At 71.1% G+C, this 17,552-nt stretch carries 15 protein-coding genes; 5 read left to right on the top strand and 10 right to left on the bottom strand.

The annotated features are described in order from the left end of the window. Positions 1–8: 8 nt before the first annotated feature. Together FHU36_RS21850 and FHU36_RS21845 are read right to left on the bottom strand one after the other, a co-directional pair. On the bottom strand, positions 9–641 hold the full coding sequence (locus FHU36_RS21850) for a cysteine hydrolase family protein (protein WP_185085778.1): 633 nt from the start codon (positions 639–641) through the stop codon (positions 9–11). A 214-nt stretch (positions 642–855) separates the two neighbouring features. Next, the gene (locus FHU36_RS21845) at positions 856–2,100 is read right to left on the bottom strand and encodes an MFS transporter (RefSeq protein ID WP_185085777.1); all 1,245 of its coding nucleotides are present in this window, start codon (positions 2,098–2,100) and stop codon (positions 856–858) included. A gap of 135 nt (positions 2,101–2,235) precedes the next feature. Here FHU36_RS21845 and FHU36_RS21840 point away from each other — a divergent pair, with 135 nt between their 5' ends. Both FHU36_RS21840 and FHU36_RS21835 read left to right on the top strand, forming a co-directional pair. Further along, positions 2,236–3,171, top strand: a complete 936-nt coding sequence (locus tag FHU36_RS21840) for a LysR family transcriptional regulator (RefSeq protein WP_185085776.1) — start codon at positions 2,236–2,238, stop codon at positions 3,169–3,171. A gap of 419 nt (positions 3,172–3,590) precedes the next feature. Then, positions 3,591–3,794, top strand: coding sequence for a DUF4158 domain-containing protein (locus FHU36_RS21835; protein ID WP_246502531.1), 204 nt, complete (start codon positions 3,591–3,593; stop codon positions 3,792–3,794). Between the two features lie 285 nt (positions 3,795–4,079). Here FHU36_RS21835 and FHU36_RS21830 read toward each other — a convergent pair whose 3' ends face one another. Further along, on the bottom strand, positions 4,080–5,570 hold the full coding sequence (locus FHU36_RS21830) for an MFS transporter (protein WP_246502530.1): 1,491 nt from the start codon (positions 5,568–5,570) through the stop codon (positions 4,080–4,082). Between the two features lie 53 nt (positions 5,571–5,623). Between FHU36_RS21830 and FHU36_RS21825 the strand changes: the two genes are divergently transcribed. After that, a complete protein-coding gene (locus FHU36_RS21825; protein WP_185085775.1) occupies positions 5,624–6,604 on the top strand; it encodes a helix-turn-helix transcriptional regulator in 981 nt (326 codons plus the stop codon). Between the two features lie 69 nt (positions 6,605–6,673). Here the strand turns inward: FHU36_RS21825 and FHU36_RS21820 are convergent, their stop codons facing one another. Then, a complete protein-coding gene (locus FHU36_RS21820; protein WP_185085774.1) occupies positions 6,674–7,672 on the bottom strand; it encodes an ArsR/SmtB family transcription factor in 999 nt (332 codons plus the stop codon). A 59-nt stretch (positions 7,673–7,731) separates the two neighbouring features. Between FHU36_RS21820 and FHU36_RS21815 the strand changes: the two genes are divergently transcribed. Further along, on the top strand, positions 7,732–8,940 hold the full coding sequence (locus FHU36_RS21815) for an MFS transporter (RefSeq protein ID WP_185085773.1): 1,209 nt from the start codon (positions 7,732–7,734) through the stop codon (positions 8,938–8,940). A gap of 291 nt (positions 8,941–9,231) precedes the next feature. Here FHU36_RS21815 and FHU36_RS21810 read toward each other — a convergent pair whose 3' ends face one another. The 6 genes from FHU36_RS21810 to FHU36_RS21790 all read right to left on the bottom strand — a co-directional run bounded on the left by FHU36_RS21810 (position 9,232) and on the right by FHU36_RS21790 (position 13,931). After that, positions 9,232–10,005, bottom strand: a complete 774-nt coding sequence (locus FHU36_RS21810) for a MerR family transcriptional regulator (RefSeq protein ID WP_185085772.1) — start codon at positions 10,003–10,005, stop codon at positions 9,232–9,234. 5 nt (positions 10,006–10,010) lie between these two features. Beyond that, positions 10,011–10,814 (bottom strand): alpha/beta fold hydrolase, encoded by an 804-nt coding sequence (locus FHU36_RS21805; RefSeq protein ID WP_185085771.1) that lies wholly within the window; start codon positions 10,812–10,814, stop codon positions 10,011–10,013. Between the two features lie 128 nt (positions 10,815–10,942). Further along, the gene (locus FHU36_RS45785) at positions 10,943–11,065 is read right to left on the bottom strand and encodes an OsmC family protein (protein ID WP_281394322.1); all 123 of its coding nucleotides are present in this window, start codon (positions 11,063–11,065) and stop codon (positions 10,943–10,945) included. A 403-nt stretch (positions 11,066–11,468) separates the two neighbouring features. Next, a complete protein-coding gene (locus FHU36_RS21800; RefSeq protein WP_185085770.1) occupies positions 11,469–12,779 on the bottom strand; it encodes an FAD-binding oxidoreductase in 1,311 nt (436 codons plus the stop codon). Between the two features lie 64 nt (positions 12,780–12,843). Beyond that, complete coding sequence (locus FHU36_RS21795) at positions 12,844–13,257, bottom strand: DUF4267 domain-containing protein (protein ID WP_185085769.1); 414 nt, start codon at positions 13,255–13,257, stop codon at positions 12,844–12,846. A 35-nt stretch (positions 13,258–13,292) separates the two neighbouring features. Continuing rightward, a complete protein-coding gene (locus tag FHU36_RS21790; protein WP_185085768.1) occupies positions 13,293–13,931 on the bottom strand; it encodes a hemerythrin domain-containing protein in 639 nt (212 codons plus the stop codon). Positions 13,932–14,032: 101 nt separating this feature from the next. Between FHU36_RS21790 and FHU36_RS21785 the strand changes: the two genes are divergently transcribed. Then, positions 14,033–17,263: an ATP-binding protein gene (locus FHU36_RS21785; RefSeq protein WP_185085767.1), complete on the top strand. Its 3,231-nt coding sequence runs from the start codon at positions 14,033–14,035 to the stop codon at positions 17,261–17,263. The last annotated feature ends 289 nt before the right edge of the window (positions 17,264–17,552 follow it).

Raw genomic sequence — 17,552 nt, 5'->3', positions numbered from 1 at the left:
ATTGACCGTTATGCCCTGCCGGTCTTTGCCCGATCGGGATGGCTCTCGTGCAGGAGCGAGCGCAGTTCGGCGGTGTCGATGATGTGGGCCAGTCTCGGGAAAACGCTGGTCATCAGGGTGTGGTGGGCTTGCGGGTCCGGGTCGGCGACGCCGTCGGAGAGGACGTAGAGCTGGTAGTCGCGGTCGGCGGCGTCGGTGACGGTGGACAGGACGACGCCGCTGGTGGTGAGGCCGGCGATGACCAGGGTGGTGATTCCGCGATCCCGCAGTTGCCGGTCCAGGTCGGTCGTGGACAGCGCGCCGTAGCGGGTCTTGCGGACGGTGATGTCGCCAGGCTCCGGGACGAGCTGATCGTGAAAGGCGCTGTCGGGCTCCTCGTGGTGCATGAGGCGGTGCCCGCCGATGAAGGAGAACGTCTTGTTGGCCGGCGGGATCGCTGCCCAGTCGGCTTCGGTGAATCCGACCCGCACGTAGGCGATGGCAGCACCATGCGCTCGCAAGTCGGCGATGGCGCCAGCCACCCGTGACAGCAGCGCTTCCACGTCGGCCAGGCCAGGGAGCGAAGCCAGGATTCCCTGCTGGAAATCCATGACGAGCAGTGCGGTCGTCCGGGGGTCCAGCGCCGGGGGCGTGACAATCATTTTCTCTCCTTGGGTGATGAGGGTGCCCTGACACGCGAGATCGCGCGCCGGGGCCGACTACACATGGGGCACGCGAGCCACGATGTGCCGCGCCGCGACTCCCACCGGCCGCGGCGGAGGCCGTCGCGCCTATCTCCGAGCTCTGATGCGGAAGGGCGAACCGCTCTCAAGAGGGGCGGCGCAGCCGGATCGCGGTGACGGCCATGGCGGCCCGTCAGGTGCGGCTCGGTACCGGCTCCGTCTCGGCGAGGGTCGCCGCCGCGCGTCGGGGGAGCAGCAGGGGAGTCGCCAGCAGGAGCACGCCCGCCAGGCCGATGGCCGTGCGCGGGCCGAGCACGCTGCCCAGCACGCCCCAGACGGCCGTCAGGAGCGCGGTCGAGGCTTTGGTCGTCACCGCCCAGGCGGACAGCGTGCGGGCGACCCGGTCGGTCGCGGTGCGCTCGAGGCGATAGGTGGCGCAGACGGGGTTGAAGACCCCGCAGCAGAAGATCAGCCCGAGCTCGACGCCCATCACCAGCAGCAGCCCTCCGGTCCCCGGTCCCAGGAAGACCAGCCCGACGGCCCAGATCGCGCGCAACGTCCCGGCCACGACCAGGACCCGGTGCTGCCCGAACCGGGAGACGAGTGGCCTGGCCAGCCGCGAACCGAGCAGCCCGCCGATCGCGGGCGCGGCGAAGGCGAGGCCGTACTGCCATGGCGCGAACCCGAGTTGGCCGAGCATCAAGACGGCCAGCAGCGCGTCGGTGGCCATCACCAGACCGTTGAACACGGCGGTGTTGAAGAACAGCGGACGCAGCGTCGCGTCGGCAAGGATGTACCGCCAGCCGTCGAGCAGGTCCCCGGCCCGCATGCGCGCGGCCTGCCGGCGCTCGGGCCGCGGCTCCTGGCCGCCCATCGCGCGGATGCCCAAGGCCGAGAGCAGGTAGCTGACCGCGTCGGCCACCACCGTCGCCACCGGACCGAGGAGCCCGATCGCGGCACCGCCCAGCGGCGGCCCGATGACCGTGGTCGTCCAGGCCGTGGACTCGAATCGGGCGTTGGCGACGAGCAGGTGCTCGGCCGGCAGCAGCGTCTTCAGGTACGCGCCGGAGGCGGCGCGGAAGGTGATGTCGGCCGCCGCGACGACGACCGAGACCAGCAGGAGCTGGACGAAGGACAGCACGCCGAGTGCGAACGCGGCGGGGATCGTCAGCAGCGCCGCGAACCGCACCAGGTCCATCCCGATCAGCACCGGTCGCTTGCGGCGGAACTCCACCCACGGGCCGAGCGGCACCGCCACGGCCGCGCCCGCCAAAGCCCCCACCGAGGACAACGCCGCGACCTCAGCCGGTCCGGCGTGCAGCACCTGGATGGCGATCAGCGGGAACGCGCCGAAGGCGAGCCACGTGCCGAGCGCGCTGGTCCCGTACGCCCCCCAGAGCCACCCGAACTGCCGTCCCAACCGGTGCCCGCTTCGCATGCCCAACGCTCCTCGCCACTCACTTGCACAACCGATACGCGATCGGAAGCATCAAAGCGCGCGCTGTACCAGGGGATCAAACAACTGCGGGGCCGTTCGCCACAACGAACAGTTGTACCCCTAAGGTGTGTCCGCATGGACCTCAACACCGTCCGAACCTTCGTCGCCGCCGCCGACGCGGGGCAGTTCCAGGAGGCCGCCGCCGACCTGGCGGTCACCCAGCAGGCCGTCTCCAAGCGCATCGCCGCGCTGGAGCGCAACCTCGGCGTGCGGCTGTTCGCCCGCACCCCGCGCGGCGCCGAGCTCACCATCGACGGGCAGGCGTTCCTGCCCCACGCCCGCGAACTGCTCCGGGTCGCCGAGCGCGCGGTCGCGTCCGTCCGCACCGGCAGCCGTCCGCTGCGCGTCGACGTGATCGCCTCGCGCAGCGCGCAGTCGGGCCTGATGCGCGGCTTCCACCGCGCGCACCCCGAGATCGAGCTCGACGTGGTGATGCTGTTCGACATCGAGGCGGCCGTGGCCGCCATCCGGTCCGGTGCGATCGACGTGTCCTTCCGCGCCGTCGGCATGCCGGGCCGGCCCCTTCCCGAGGACATCGAGTCCGTCCGGGTGCTTGACGAGGCGCACCAGCTCCTCACCGGGCCCGCCCACACGCTGGCGTCCGCCCGGTCGGTGACGCTGGCCCAGCTCGCCGGACACCGGATCTGGATGCCCGGCATCGTCCCCGGTACCGAGTGGGCCGCCTACTACGACGACCTCGTCGCCGAGTTCGGCCTCACCATCGAGGCGACCGGCCCCAACTTCGGCTCCGACGCACTGCTGGACACCATCGCCGACACCCCGGCCCTGGCCACCTTGATGGGCGGGCAGACCCGCCTGGTCTGGCCCGCCGGCCACGGCCTGCGCCGCATCCCGGTGACCGACCCCACGCCCGTCTACCCGCACTCGCTCCTGTGGCACCGCGACAACCCCCACCCCGCGCTGGCCACCCTCCGCGCCCACCTCGCCGCCACAGCGGCCGGCCACGGCGCCGCCGGGACCTGGGTGCCGGACTGGGCAATCCCGCGCTGAACGCCGCCTCGGCGGGCTGGACCGCTGAACCGGGATTCAGGAGGCAGGCGTGGCCATCGGCACCCTCCGGCCCCCAACCAGGGCAAACAGCCGTCGTCACCGAATCGTCGTCACGATCGACTTTCCAGCGCCAAAATCCGGTCCGATCCTCCCCGGAGGCCACTCCGCGCAGGGGATGACCGGGGTTGAGGAACCCAGGAACAGCGATTGGCAGCCGATAATGATCTTGGGCGAAGTGCGACGGTCCGGCTTCACTGCGATTGATCTAGGTTCGAGATCCAGACATCTGGCGTGATCGTCGCTCTGACGGTGATCAGTGACATGTCGCCGTCGTCGCCCATGCCTGTGGGGCTTTTATCGTATGGCCAGGTCAGGGCGTATACGGCGTTCGGGGTGCGCCGTCGCTGTCGGATCTGGAGATGTTCTTCTTCCTGGACGCGTCCGACCGGGACGTGATCGCGAGGTCACGCCAGGACTCGCACCGCCTGGGCGTAGCCGTCCAGATCGGGACGGTCCGTTACAAGGGGCTGTTCCTGGAAGATCCTTTGGCGGTGCCGTGGCCGGTGGTGGACCATCTGGCCGAGCAGTCGGGGGTCGGCGATCCCTCGCAGGTGAAGAGGTAGGCGGAGCGGCCGTGGGCCGCTACTCCATCTCCTCCTCCGCACTGGCCGAAGGCCGGCAGGACGGGACAGGCGCAAGTCTCACGGCTACGCGCCGATTCTCGCGCGGACGCGGTAAACGCTCCTGTCACCAAGTACACCCGCCGCATCTGCGGCCCTGGGGCCGACACCCCCTCCTCATCCACGCCGCCGCCGTCGGGGAGGTTGGGGATCTCGCCGAGCTGCCGTAGGCCGCTGCTTGCCTGTAGTGCCATGCCGGGGCGATACGTTCGCCCCGGCATGGGTTCTCTACTCGGCGTGCTCGACTGCGGCTTTCGGGAGTGCGAGCATCACGAGTGCCGTGATCAGGTAGAGCGCGGCGGAGACGATCAGCACGATGCTGAGCGCGTGACTGTAGTCGGGCAGCACCGGTGCTCCGGTGGCTGAATCGGTGACGGCGGTGAAGAAGAAGGTGCCGAGAACGGCGATGCCGACGGCGCCGCCGATCTGGTTGACGGTGGAGAGCACCCCGCCTGCGGCGCCTGCGTTGCGTCCGGGGACGCCTGCGAGGACGACGTTGACGAGAATGGGTGCGGCGAGACCGAGCCCGAGGCCACCGATGAAGAGTGCGAGGGCGAGGAGCCAGTATCCGGGATCGGTGCCATCCTTGACGATGAACCACAGGACGAGCTGAGATGCCGCGATGGTGAGCGAGCCGGTGATCAGGAGCGTCCTGCCCGCCTTGGCGGCGAGAGCGACGCCGAGGCCGGAGGTGATGATCGAGCCGAGCGCGTACGGGAGGATCACCAGGCCGGTCTCCCATGCGGTTCGGCCGGTTCCGTTCTGGAGGTAGATCGAGAGGGTGAGGAAGTACGACCCGATGCCGCCGAAGAAGAGCACCGAAGCGCTCAGGCCGACTGCGAAGGCGCGGATTCTCAGCAGAGCCGGGTCAAAGACAGGTTCGTCTCCGCGTTCGGTGAGGCGGCGCTCGTAGGCGAGGAAGATCGCGAGCACGGTGATTCCGGCTGCGAGGAGGGCGTAGCCGGCCCAGGTCCATCCCCATGTCTCGGTCTGGATGATCGGCAGCAGCAGGAGAAGGATGCCCGTGGCCGCGAGGAGCGCGCCTGGGAGGTCCAGTCGCGCGGTCGAGGCGGAGCGGGACTCCGGCAGGGCTTTCGCGCCGATGATGAGCGCCAGGATCGAGACCGGCACGTTGATCCAGAAGATCGTGCGCCAGCCCAGGTCGAACAGGTTGGCGTCGACGAGCAGCCCGCCCAGCAACGGGCCGGCGACCGAGGCGAGGCCCTGAACCGCTCCGTAGGCGCCGAACGCCTTGGCGCGCTCGCCCGGAGCGAATGATGCCCGGATGATCCCGAACACCTGCGGGACCATGATTCCGGCGGTCAGTCCCTGCCCGGCCCGCATGCCGATGAGCATCCCCGGATCGACGGCCAGCGCGCACAGCGCCGAGGTGACCATGAACCCGGCTAGCCCGATCATGAACAGCCGCTTGCGGCCGTACTGATCACCGAGCCGTCCACCGGTGATCAGGCCCGCGCCCAGGGCGAGGGTGTAGGCCGCGATCGTCCACTGGATCTGAGCGTCGCCGGCGCCCAGGTCTTGGGCTATCGCCGGGGCCGCGACGGTGACGATCGTCGCGTCGAGAAGGTCCATGAAGGAACCGAAGAGCACCACCAACAGCGCCGTGGTCGCGCCGGCGCTGGCGGTGAGTGCCTGGGAAGCCTCAGCTGTGCGGGTGCCCTCTCGTGGGCTCGGTGAATCGGTCATGTCGGCCACCATCGCCGGCATAGTTGCCATCGAGTGACCGCTATCGGTGAGAGAATCGGACAATCATGGCTGCTACCTCCGCGCGGACGCTCAAGCTGCTGTCGATCTTCGGGATCGGTGCGACCCTGACCGCCGAGGAACTCGCCACCCGACTCGGAGCGTCGGTGAGAACCGTGCGTCGCGATATCGATACGCTCCGGGACCTCGGGTACGAGATCGAGGCCGTCCGCGGAGCCGGTGGAGGATATCGGCTCGGTCGCGCCACCCGCTTGCCGCCGGTCGTATTCGATGAAGACCAGGCCGTCGCCACGGCCGTCGCACTCCAGACCGTGCCGACGGTCCTGTCCGGCATCCGCGAGAACGCGGCCCGTGCTCTCGCCACTCTGCACCAGGCGATGCCCGCGCGCAGCCGCCTGCATGCCGAAGCGTTCACCGTCTCTTCAGCCCGCAACTACTGGGAGTTCCCCGCGCCACCGATCGACGCCGAGGTCGTCCGCGCCGTTGGCAGCGCGATCAACCGGCAGCACCTCCTTCGCGTGGACTACACCGGTGACGGCGAACCTGTCACGCTCACGCTGGAACCGCACGGCCTCGTGGTCTGGGCCGCACGCTGGTACCTGGTCGCCTTCGACCCGGATGCGGATCGATGGCGCGCGATGCGCGTGGACCGCATCAAGCCACACATGCCCACGCACACCCCCTTCGACCGACGTGACATCCCCCACGGCGATCCCGTCGCCTTCGTCATGACCGCACACGACCGCGGAGACGCCGCCGCCGAATGGCAATGCCGCGGCTCGGCCATCGTCGCCCTGCCCGCCTCCACCGTCGCCCGGTTCGCCCCCGGCGGATCAACAGTCGGGTACGACACCGAAAACACTTGCCGACTCACGCTCGGCGCATGGTCATGGCCAGGACTGGCAGGACTGCTCCTCACCTTCGACGCCGACATCACAGACATCGAACCGGCCGAACTCAGGCAAGCCCTGCACTCCCTGCGCACCCGAATCGGCAAGGGACTCGGACCCGACCGGCATGACCGGTGATCTGCACATCTGGCGTCCGCGCTCCCAATCAGCCGCTGCTGGGATCCAGCCCGGCACCGGTGGCCGCGCTCAGTCGCCGGCCAGGATCCCGCCCAGAGGGGTGCGCTCGTAGCGCACGGATCGGCCGGTCCGCGTCCGCGTGACCAGGCCAGATTCGCGCAGCACGGCCAGGTGGCCGCCGACTGCGCCGAGGCTGAGACCCAGCTGGCGGACCAACTGCGTGGTCGTCGCCGGCACCGCGAGCGCCCGCAGCACCTGCGCGCGGTACGGGCCGACCAGCCGCGCCAGCGCCGCCGCACCGCCCTGCGGGGGCGGCGGCCCGAGCAGGTTCGCGACGCCACGCGCCGGATACACCAGGGCGTACGGCCAGGGCGGCTCGACGTAGCTGATGAGGGTGCCGAAGACGGTCGGCATCAGCAGCAGTCCCTTGCCGCCCAGCCGGTGCCGCTCCCACTCGTTCCGGGGGCCGGTGCGCACCTCGATCACACCGTCGTCCCCCTCGGAGCGCCAGCCCACCCGCGGATCCAGGTCGGACAGCGCCGCGGCCCAGCCGTGCATGGCGAGGTTCCCGGCGCGGTGCACCAGGTCGCGCTCCAGCACCGTACGCAGCCGCGGCCAGTCGGGCTCGACCAGCGCGTGCCAGGTCGCCTCGATCGCGTCCGAAAGCCGGGTGAGCACGTCCGGGGCGGCCAGGATCCGCTGGACGTGGCGCGGCGGCGTACGCAGCCCGACCAGGTTGCGGGCGATCTCCGCGCGAACCTGGCGCAGCGGGGTCGCCCGCACCGCGGCGAGTTCGACGGCGAAGTCGTCGCCGAGGCCCGAAGGCGGAGGATGGATGAAGTCGGCGTTGTAGCCGCCGCGGCGGAACAGCGTTGTCAGCGCCCCGACCGCGGGCGTCTCGCAGAGCAGCCGCGCGTACCGCGGCGCGATGCGCTCCGCCCAGGGCCGCAGCGGCCCGGCCGGCTGCTTGCCCGCCGCGACCCGCAGCGCGTTCATCGCTTCACCCAGCGGCGAGATCGCGTAGCGGGTGTGCGCCACGTCGACCGGCCCGACTTCGATGGCAAGCATCTTTCGCCTCCACGCGAAAGCTTAACGCCTCCGCCCGCACCGCCCCGAGACTGGCCCGCATGACGACACTCCAGGCCGCACCGGCGCGGGCCACCTACCGCGAGGTGTTCGCGGTAGGCCAGTTCCGCGTGCTGTTCACCGGCTACACGCTCTTCCTCGGCGGCGAGACGGTGAAGATGCTCGCGCTCTCGGTGACCGTCTACGCCGGCACCGGCTCGCCCCTGCTGGCCGCGCTGGCCTACGTCGCCGGCTTCCTGCCCTACGCCCTCGGCGGCACGCTGCTGCTGGCGTACGCCGACCGGTGGCCGCCGCGGGCCGTGATGGTCGGCTACGACCTGGTCCGCGCCGCGGTCGCCGCTGTGCTCGCCGCCGGGCTGCTCTCTCCCACCGCGATGCTGGTGCTGGTGTTCGTCACCGGCATCCCCAGCGCGGTCGCCTCCGCGGCGCGCAGCGCGCTGCTGCCCGAACTGCTCGACGGCGACCGGTACGTGCTCGGCCGGGCCGTATTCTCCATGGCCGCCGGCGGCACGCAGGTGCTCGGCTTCGCCGTGGGCGCAATGCTGATCGCGGCGCTCGGCCCGTACGGTGCGCTCTGGATCACCGTGGCGAGCTGCCTGCTGTCCGCCGCGCTGCTACGCCTGCGGCTGGCCGAGCGGCCGCGCCGCGGCACGGCCGCAGGGTACGCGGTACGCGAGACCTGGCGCGTCAATCGCGAACTGCTGCGCCGGCCGGCGATCCGTTCGCTGCTGCTGGCCCAGTGGCTGCCGCCCGCGCTCATGGTCGGCGCCGAGGGCGTGCTCGTCCCGTACGCCGTCCAGATCGGCATGCCGGACTCGGCCGGGCTGCTGTTCACCGCCGTGGCGCTCGGCATGTTCACCGGCGACCTCGCGATCGGCCGGCTGGTCACCCCGGCACGAAGGGAACGGCTGGCCGGGCCGCTGGCACTGCTGCTCGGCGCGCCGCTGCTCGGGTTCGTGCTCTCGCCCGGGCCGGTCACCGCGGCCCTGCTGCTCGCCGTGTCCGGGTTCGGGGTCGCGTACCAGTTGGGGCTGGCTCGGCGCTTCCTGGAGGCGGTGCCGGAGGCGAACCGAGGCCAGGCCTTCGGGCTGGCGCTGACCGGGACCATGACGTTGCAGGGGCTGTTCGCGGCCGGCGGCGGGGCGTTGGGCGAGGTGTCAGCGCCCGGCCTGGTCGTCGGCGCGGCGGGCGCGGCGTCCCTGCTGGCCGTATGGGGTCTCCGGCGCGTGCTCACGTCGCCGAGCGCGTAGGGGGTCGAGGAGGAAGCGCGCAGGAATCAGCGGTGGCAGAACCAGCAGTTCGTCGACCCGCACCGCCTGATGGCCACTCGGCGCTCGTGGGTGGCCGCGGAATAGCTGCTGGTCAGCGCTGCGTAGGCGGTGAAGCGGCCGATTTTGAGGGTGCGGGCGGTGCGGCTGCGCGCCCATCAGCTGGCGGACCTGGAAGTCCCAGGCGCGCGTGCGGATGTGATGCGGGCAGCCGATACCCGGACCGGATCGTGAACGGTGGTTCGGATCCGATTACGGTCACCCGGGCCGCGATCATTGGTGGGGGATGTCCACGCCGGCGGAGCGCAGTTTCGCCTCGACCAGCGTGGTCAGCCGGGCCATGGCCGGTGCCTGGTCTTCGCCGTGGTGGTTGAGCAGGCCGTAGCGGGTGGCGTCGGTGCGGGCCTGCAGGCCGTTCGGGATCGCGAGCAACGCGGGGTTGGCCAGGAAGCGGTCGGCCAGGGCGGTCGCGAGTTCCTTGATGCGGGGGTCGTCGGGATCCAGGTCCTTGGCGGCCCAGCATTGCTTGTTCAAGTCGACGAACCGGGTGTCGTCGAGGGCGTGCTCGGCCTTGGTGAGGTAGTCGTCGAAGCCGTCGGGGATCAGGGCCCTGGTCAGCACCATGCCCTCGCGGTAGGCGGCCACCTCGTCGGAGGTGAAGCCGAGGCCGGCGGCCCGGTCCAGCAGCGCGCAGGCCCGGTCGGGCAGCAGGGTCCGGTCACCGTTGGCCAGCCGGTCCAGCAGGTCGCGGCGCGTGATCAGCTCCTCGATCCGCTCGGTCAGCCGCCGCTTGACCTCGGCCAGGTCGGCGGCGAACCGCTGCGGGTCGGCGTCGAGCAGGGCGCTGATCTCGGACAGTGGTACGCCGGACTCGGCCAGGGTCCGGACCTGGACCAGCCGCAGCAGGTCGGACGAGCTGTAGCGGCGATAGCCAGAACTGTCGCGGTGCGGTTCGTCGACCAAGCCGAGCTGGTGGTAGTGGCGTATGGTCTTGATCGTGATGTTGGCGAAGGCCGCCGCCTGGCCGATGGTGACGCCGCCGACCATGGTCGTCAGCGCCTTTCGCGGGTGAGGGCGGCGACCTCGCGGGTGGCCTCGGCGATGGCGCGGAAATCCTTGCGCACGATCGTGCCGTGGTTGCTGGCGACCTTCGCACTGATCGCGAGGTTCGGGTTACGGGCTAGCACAGGGTTGAGGGTAGTGCGCATCTGCTCCTGTTCATCATTCTTGCTTCCCAGGGCCTCTCCCGAGCCGACCACGTAGCGGACCGGGACGGTCAGGCTGTTGAGGACAGGTTCGAGAGCGGCGTGGAGGATGTGGGCCTCGATGTTGATGTCGGCATGCTGTTCGGCGCTCATCCGCGCGGCGTTGCCGACGAGGCGCGCCATCGGCAACGCCCACCGGACCTTGTGGAACAGCCGCCGGATGCGTTCGTGGCCGGCATCGTCGGTCCAGCCGGACGGGAACGGGCCGTCGACCCCGACCACGCCGGCGACGCGGTCCGGGTACCGGGCGGCCCAGTGCACCCCGAGCAGCGCGCCATAGGACCAGCCCACCAGGATCGGCCGCTCCACCTTCCTGGCTCTCAGGACGGCGTCGAGGTCCCGGACGCAGGCCTCGAAGGAGTAGTCAGCTGACTTCTTCGATTTGCCGCGAGCCCGCTCGTCGTAGGTGATGTGCCGCCACCCCGGCCCCAGGTCGTCGATGACGGGTCGCCAGTGCCGCTGGCTGGCGTAGGAACCGTTCAGGTAGACCACGGGGGTAGCTGTCCCGCCGGTGTCGGTCACGGCCAGTGCGGTGTCTTCCACCGGCAACATGCCACTCCAGCCCGAGTGGGCCGCGTTTGCGTTCGTCATGCCACCAGCGTCGGCCCTGCCCTAAGGTCAAGGTCAAGCCGCACTTCCGTGAGCTCCGGCACAACAGGTGCGCAATGACGATCGCACCCTCACTTTCGTCAGGCATCAGCCCGGCGGCCTCGTACTCGTCAGTCGAGGAGCAGTTCGACGGGCATGTTGCCGCGGGTGGCGTTGGAGTAGGGGCACACCTGGTGGGTGGTGTCCAGGAGGGTTCGTGCCTGGTCCGCGGTGAGAGTGTCGGGCAGTTTCACGCGCAGGACGGCGTCCAGCTCGTAGCCGCCCTTGGTGGGGATGCGGCCGGTCTTGGTGGTGGTGCAGCGGTCGTGGAGGGGACATGCGGCGCGGTGGTGTCGATGAGGAAGTCATCCAGGGCGAACCCGCCGGGCACGACGCCGTCGCATCTGCGGCGCCGTGCGCGCAGTTCGCAGGCGTCCGCGGTGACGTTGCTGGCCGCGCTGTTGGTGGAGCGGGAGCGGGAGCGGGAGGTCACCGATGCGCCGGGGGATCTGCTGATCGCCACGGTGCACCGGAAACCCCTCATGCGCGAGTCCTTCGTGTATGGGTGTGCCCTTCACAGTGCTCGCGGCGATCACGCGGGTTCGGCGCGGCCCCGCCGCCCGGTGGGCGGAGGGGCCGTGACCTGCTGGGACCGATCTATCCGAGCACCGGGTAGTTCGCGCGGAACACGTTGTGCGGGTCACGGGCCCGCTTGATCTCCCGCAGCCGCGCGAGCGCGCTGCCGGAGAAGGACGTCGCCGCCGTGTCCCCGGGAGACAGCAGGGTGTACGGCTTGCGGCCGCTGATGTAGGCCTCCAGGTCGGCCACGACCTCGGCCTGCTTGGCGCGCGTCGCATCGGCCGCGTGCGGCAGGCCGAGACCCAGCAGGCCGAGCAGGTACGGCTCAGCCACCGCGCCGCTCGCACCGGCCCCGCCGCCCGGCTCGGCGAGCGCCCCGCCCAGGTGCCTGATCTGCACGTTGATGAGTGGTTCGACCGGCTTGGCCAGCAGGAGCTCCACCGCGTCCGCGTCCAGGCCGGTGAGCAGCTCCGCACGAGCGATGGATGGGGCCGGATCGGTGGGCTCGGCGGTGATGTCACCCAGGTCGGCAACCGGGACGACGCCGCGGCTGTCGGAGATCGCGCCCTCGATCTTGTCGATGCGCGCCAGCAGGTCCTCCCCCTGAGCCGCCTCACCCAGGTAGGCCAGATCCAGCGTGACCATCGGCGGCGCGCCGGGTGGCTGGAGCCGGTTGATCCAGACACTGAGTTCACGCGGCGCCTCGGCGGTGATCTCCAGGAACGCGTCGTACACCTCCCTGGTCCGGTGCTCCGGCCAGATCACGCGCCCGCCGTACAGGACTGGCGCGGGATACAGCTCGAGTTCGAGGGCGGTCACCACCGCGAAGTCCCCGCCACCGCCGCGCAGCGCCCAGAACAGCTCGGGATCGGATTCGGCGGTCACCCGGCCCGGCTCGCCATCGGCGTCCACGATGTCGACAGCCCGCACGCTGTCGGAGGCGAAGCCGTACTTGCGGCTGAACCAGCCGACCCCACCGCCCAGGGTGTAGCCGGTCACGCTGACTCCCGGCGCGCTGCCGGCCAGGCCGGTCAGACCCAGCGGACCGGCCGCCGCCAGCACCTGCCCCCACTTCACGCCCGCGCCCACCCGGACCACGCGCTCCTGCGCGCGTACCTCCACCTCGTTCAGCAGGCCGGTACGCAGCAGGATCAGGCCCTGCACATCACCCGAGGCGCCATGCCCGCTCGGCTGCGCGGTCACCGTCATACCCGCCCGCCGCGCATAACGCACGAGCGCCGCCACGTCATCGGCATCCGCGGCCTCCGCCACGGCCGCCACCGGCTGCCTGACGGTCAGATTCCACGCGGTGGCCGCCTGTTCGAAGCCGTCGTCATCGGGCAGGAGCACGCGCCCCTTGAGGACACCGCGCAGATCGTTGATCGTCATCGTCGTCTCCCTTTTTCGAGTTGTCAGAAAATGCGAAGGAATACCGTGCTGCACTACGGGGACGTCAGGCGGGCTGCGCGGCGGCCTCCTGGGCCTTGCGCGCCTTGCTGGTCTCGCGGACGATCAGCACTCCCGTGACCGCGATCAACGCCGAGGTCAGGCCGTGGATGCCGAACGCGGCGGCCGTGGAGCCATGGTGAGCCAGGACGTTGACCATGTCGCCGAACGGGGCGACGGCCACCATCAGCAGGACCCAGCCCAGGGCGCGGCGGTGACCCGTCACCAGCAGGACGCCCATGGCCAGGCCCATCGCGATTTCGCGGCTGCCCTTAACGATAGGGAAGCCGCTGTCGCCAGAGGGCCAGTTCGGCAGGCCCGGGAAGGACGTCTCGAGGGGCAGGACGAACGACAACCCGAGGTAGAGGGTGAACAGGACGACGGCGGTGGCCAGGACGGTGTTGAGCTTCTTCAGCGACATGGTTGTTCTCCTTTGACGTTCGGACTGGGCAGGGTTCAGCCGCGGACACGGCGGATGTGGCGGGCGTAGCGGTGGCGGCCGACGACGTGCCAGATGACGCGGACCGGGGCGGGCAGGCCGCCGAGGACGATGGCGCGCTCGGCCGGGTTCGCGTCTTCCAGGACGGCGCCGAAGAGCGTGAGCAGGGTGAGCTTGGGAGTGTTGTTCACCAGGTGGTCGCCCAGGGAGGCCCACTCCTGTTGTGTGATGTGCTTGGCCGCGAGCGGGAGGAGGGTGGCCTCCTCGTCGTCGAGGTGTTCCAGCAGGACCGAGCGGTGCTCGGACAGGGCGGCCACGAGGGTGTCGCGTTCGTCGGCGCCCGCGGTGGCCTCCCAGGCGGGGACCGCGGCGTCCAGCCTGGTCAGGGTGGCCGCGATGCGTTCGTGCTGGGCCTGCATGCGCAGGACGATGTCGGCCTCCAGGTCCACCCGGGAAAGCAGCGGCGGCCACAGCAGCTCGTCCTCGCCCTCGTGATGGTTGCGCAGGCCCAGCCGGTAGACGCGGAAGTGGTCGGCGATCACCTTGGCGCGAGCGGTGTCACCCGGGGTGACGGCCGCGACGAGCTCCATCAGCAGCCGTGACTCACGGCGGAGCACGCGGTGGACGATCTCCATGTCCTGGGTGTCGACGCTCATCTGTTCCTGCCCTCGGTCGGTTGCGATGTGTTCAGGCTGCTCCCGGGTATTTGGAGGGGGCTTGGAGCCGATTTGGAACGTCCACATACGATGTGCAGATCATGGTCTTCATCCGGGTGCTGGGCGCGTTCGCAGCGGAGGTGGACGGTGCGGCCGTTCACCTCGGCGGGCCGCGGCAGCGGGGCGTGCTGGCGTTGCTGGTGGCGGCGCGTGGGCAGGTCGTGCCGGTCGACCGGATGATCGAGGATCTGTGGCGCGGGGAGCCGCCCGCGCGGGCGCTGATGTCCCTGCAGGCGTATGTGTCCAACCTGCGTCGGTTGCTGGAGCCCGGACGTCCGCCGCGCACGCCGGCCCGGCTGCTGGTGAGCGCGGCGCCGGGTTATGCGCTGCGGCTGCCACCGGAGGCGGTGGACGCGTGGCGGTTCGAGGGCCTGCTGGGCCAGGCGCGTACGGACACCGACCTACGCGCCGCGCAGGCTCGGCTCGCCGAGGCGCTGGGGCTGTGGCAGGGACCGGCGTTCGCCGAGGTCGCCGACGAGCCGTGGGCCGCCGCCGAGACGGCCCGGCTGAACGAGCTACGCTTGGTCGCCACCGAGCTGCACGTCGCGGCGGGCCTGCGCATCGGCGACCCCGCCGCGGTGGTTCCCGAGGCCGAGCGGCTCACCCGCGACGAGCCCCTCCGCGAGGAAGGCTGGCGGCTGCACGCCCTGGCACTGTGGAGCAGCGGCCGCCAAGCCGACGCGCTGGCGACGCTCCGCCGCGCCCGCGGCATCCTCGCCGAGGAGCTCGGGCTCGACCCTGGCCCGGACCTGACGGCGTTGGAGGAGGCGATCCTCACCCAGCGCACAGACGTCCTGCGCGCGACCGTGCCCCCGCCCCCGCTGACCGCCCCGCTGCCGCAGGTGGCCCCTCTCCCGGGGGCGGCTCCGATCGTCGAGGCGCCGTTCGTCGGACGCGAGGCGCAGCTGTCGGCACTGGTCACGGCCGCCACCGGGGCCGCCACCGACGGCGCCCGCATCGCCCTTGTCACCGGCGAGGCCGGGCTCGGCAAGTCGACGCTGCTGGAACACCTCGGCAGGCGGCTCGAACATGACGGGTGGCTGGTCGCCGTCGGCCGCTGCCCCGAGGTCGACAGCGCGCCGCCCGCGTGGGCCTGGACTGAGGCGCTCAGAGCCGCCGCCGCGACCACGTCCCCGGGCGAGTTCGCGAACGACCTCGCGCCGCTGCTCACCGACACCGAGCCGGTGAACGCCGACGCCACCGCTGGACGGTTCCGCCTGCGCCAAGCCGTGTGGAAGTGGCTCGCGGCGGTCGCCACGGAACGCCCGGTCGCCGTCGTGCTGGACGACCTGCACTGGGCGGACGCCACCACGCTGGAACTGCTCGGCGGCGGCCTCGGCGTGCGGGCCCCGATCCTGGTCGTCGCCGCGTACCGCGCGGACGAGAGCGGGCACCTCACCGAAACGCTGGCCTCCCTCGCGCGCGCCACGCCCCTCCGCCTGGCGCTGCCGGGGCTGAACGACGAGGCCGTCGCGGAGCTCGTACGGGCCGAATGCGAGGCCGACGAGGAGACCATCGCAGGGATCGCCGAGCGCACCGGCGGCAACCCGTTCTACGTGCGCGAAAGCGCCCGGCTGCTGAACGGCGAAGGCGCGCTGGTCGCCCTCTCCGAGGTCCCCGAAGGCGTACGGGACGTCCTGCGCCGCCGGCTCGCGCGCCTGCCCGAGGGAGGCGTGTCCGTCCTCCGGCTCGCCGCGGTCGCAGGCCGGGAAAGCTCAGTGGACGTCCTCGTCAAGGCCGCCGACACCGACGAGGACGGGGTGATGGACGCCCTGGACGCGGGCGTCATCGCCGGGCTCCTCGACGAACCCGGCCCAGGCCTCATCCGCTTCGTCCACGCCCTCGTCAGGGACACGCTCATCGCCGACGTCAGCAGATTGCGTGCTACCCGGATGCACGCCCGGATCGCCGCCGCTCTTGAAGGCACCGACGACATCGCGGCGCTGGCCCACCACTACGCGCGCGCCGGCTCACCGAAGGCCGTCGGCTACTGCGTCCAGGCCGCCGAGCTTGCCGAGGCCCGCTACGCCCACGACGTTGCGGCCGACCTCCTCACCGACGCCGTCACCAACTCGACCGGACCGGACGAACGCGTCGAATTGCTCGGCAGGCTGCTGCGCGCGCAGATCCGGGCGGGAGCCGTCGCAGCCGCCCGCGAGACACGCCGTGAAGCCGTGGAGTACGCAGAGTCCCTGGGCCGCGACGACCTGATGATCGCCGCATTCACCGCGTGGACAGAGCCGACCGCCTGGCAGGCCCGGACGTACGGCACAGTGGACCGGCCCATCGTCGACCGCCTGAGCCGCCTGCTGAAGCGTGACCTGACCCCTTCGGTGCGGTCCCGGCTCCTGACGGCGTACGCGCACGAACTGGTCGGCGAGGACGACCCGACGGTTGTGGAGGCAGCGCAGGAGGCACTCGACCTCGCCACCGAACCCCGGTTGCGGGCCGCGGCACTCGAGATCCTGGCGGAAGTCCACGGCGACGCCGAGCTCTGCCGGGAGCTCGTGGAGATCGGCACCGAGCACGACCTGCCGGTCTACCGCGTCACCGGGCTGCTCAACCATGCCGGCGTCGCCGCCGCCGCCAACGACCCGGTGACCATGCACCAGGTGATCACCGAGGCCCTGGAACTCGCGCGCACCTACCGCATGCGCGAGGCGATCGCCGTCGCCGAGATCACGCTGGCGAGCCTGGCGCTCATCGAAGGCCGATTCGCCGACGCCGAACTCCTCTACATCAAGGCCGACGAGGGCATGCGGCGCATCGGATCGGTGCACGCCACGGGCTTTCTCGAACTCGCCCTGGCCACGATCTGGCTGAACGAGGGCACGCTCGGCGCGCACCTGGACGACGTGCGCGCCCTCCACGCCGCGCTCGGCTCCATGACCTCCGACCTGCTCGCGCTCGCCCTCCACGCCAACGGCCTGGACGCCGAAGCCCGCGAGGTCCGCGCGTCACCCAGCCCGATCCGCCCCGACTTCTTCTTCACCTTCCTCACCACGTTGCGCGCGATGGCCATCGTCGCCTTGAACGACCGCGACGCCGCCGAGGAGATCTACGCGACGCTGCTTCCGCACCGCAACGGCCCCCCGGCGGGCGCCGCGAGCCTGTCGGTGGCGCTGCGCCCGGTAGCCCACACCCTCGGCGAACTGGCCGTCCTCCTGGGCCGCACCGAGGCCGCCGCCCACTTCACCCAGGCCGCCACCATCGCCGACCGGTGGAACGCACCCCACTGGGCCGCCGAGGCCCGGTCGCGAACAACCACCTAGACCGACCCCGTCTCCGCTGATCATCACACCGACCGGTGACCACCGCTCACGAAGGCAACCGCACCCGCAGCGTCTGATCGTCATCAGCGTCAGTCTTGACCCACAGCCCCGCTCCAGCCAGAACTCGGCGGTAGGCGGCCACCTACTCGGCCGCGTTCCGGCCCAGACCGGCGCAGGCCACACGGAAGGGGGTGCACGCCCGGCCACCCTCCACTACGAACCCGGGCCGGGTGTCGCTGAACTCCACCAGCCCGGTGCCGCGCAGGATGTCTCGAACGCTGCGTAGGCT

Source organism: Nonomuraea muscovyensis (assembly GCF_014207745.1).
In the GTDB taxonomy this organism is placed as follows: Bacteria; Actinomycetota; Actinomycetes; order Streptosporangiales; family Streptosporangiaceae; genus Nonomuraea; species Nonomuraea muscovyensis.
This window is presented reverse-complemented; position numbering and strand designations above follow the sequence as displayed.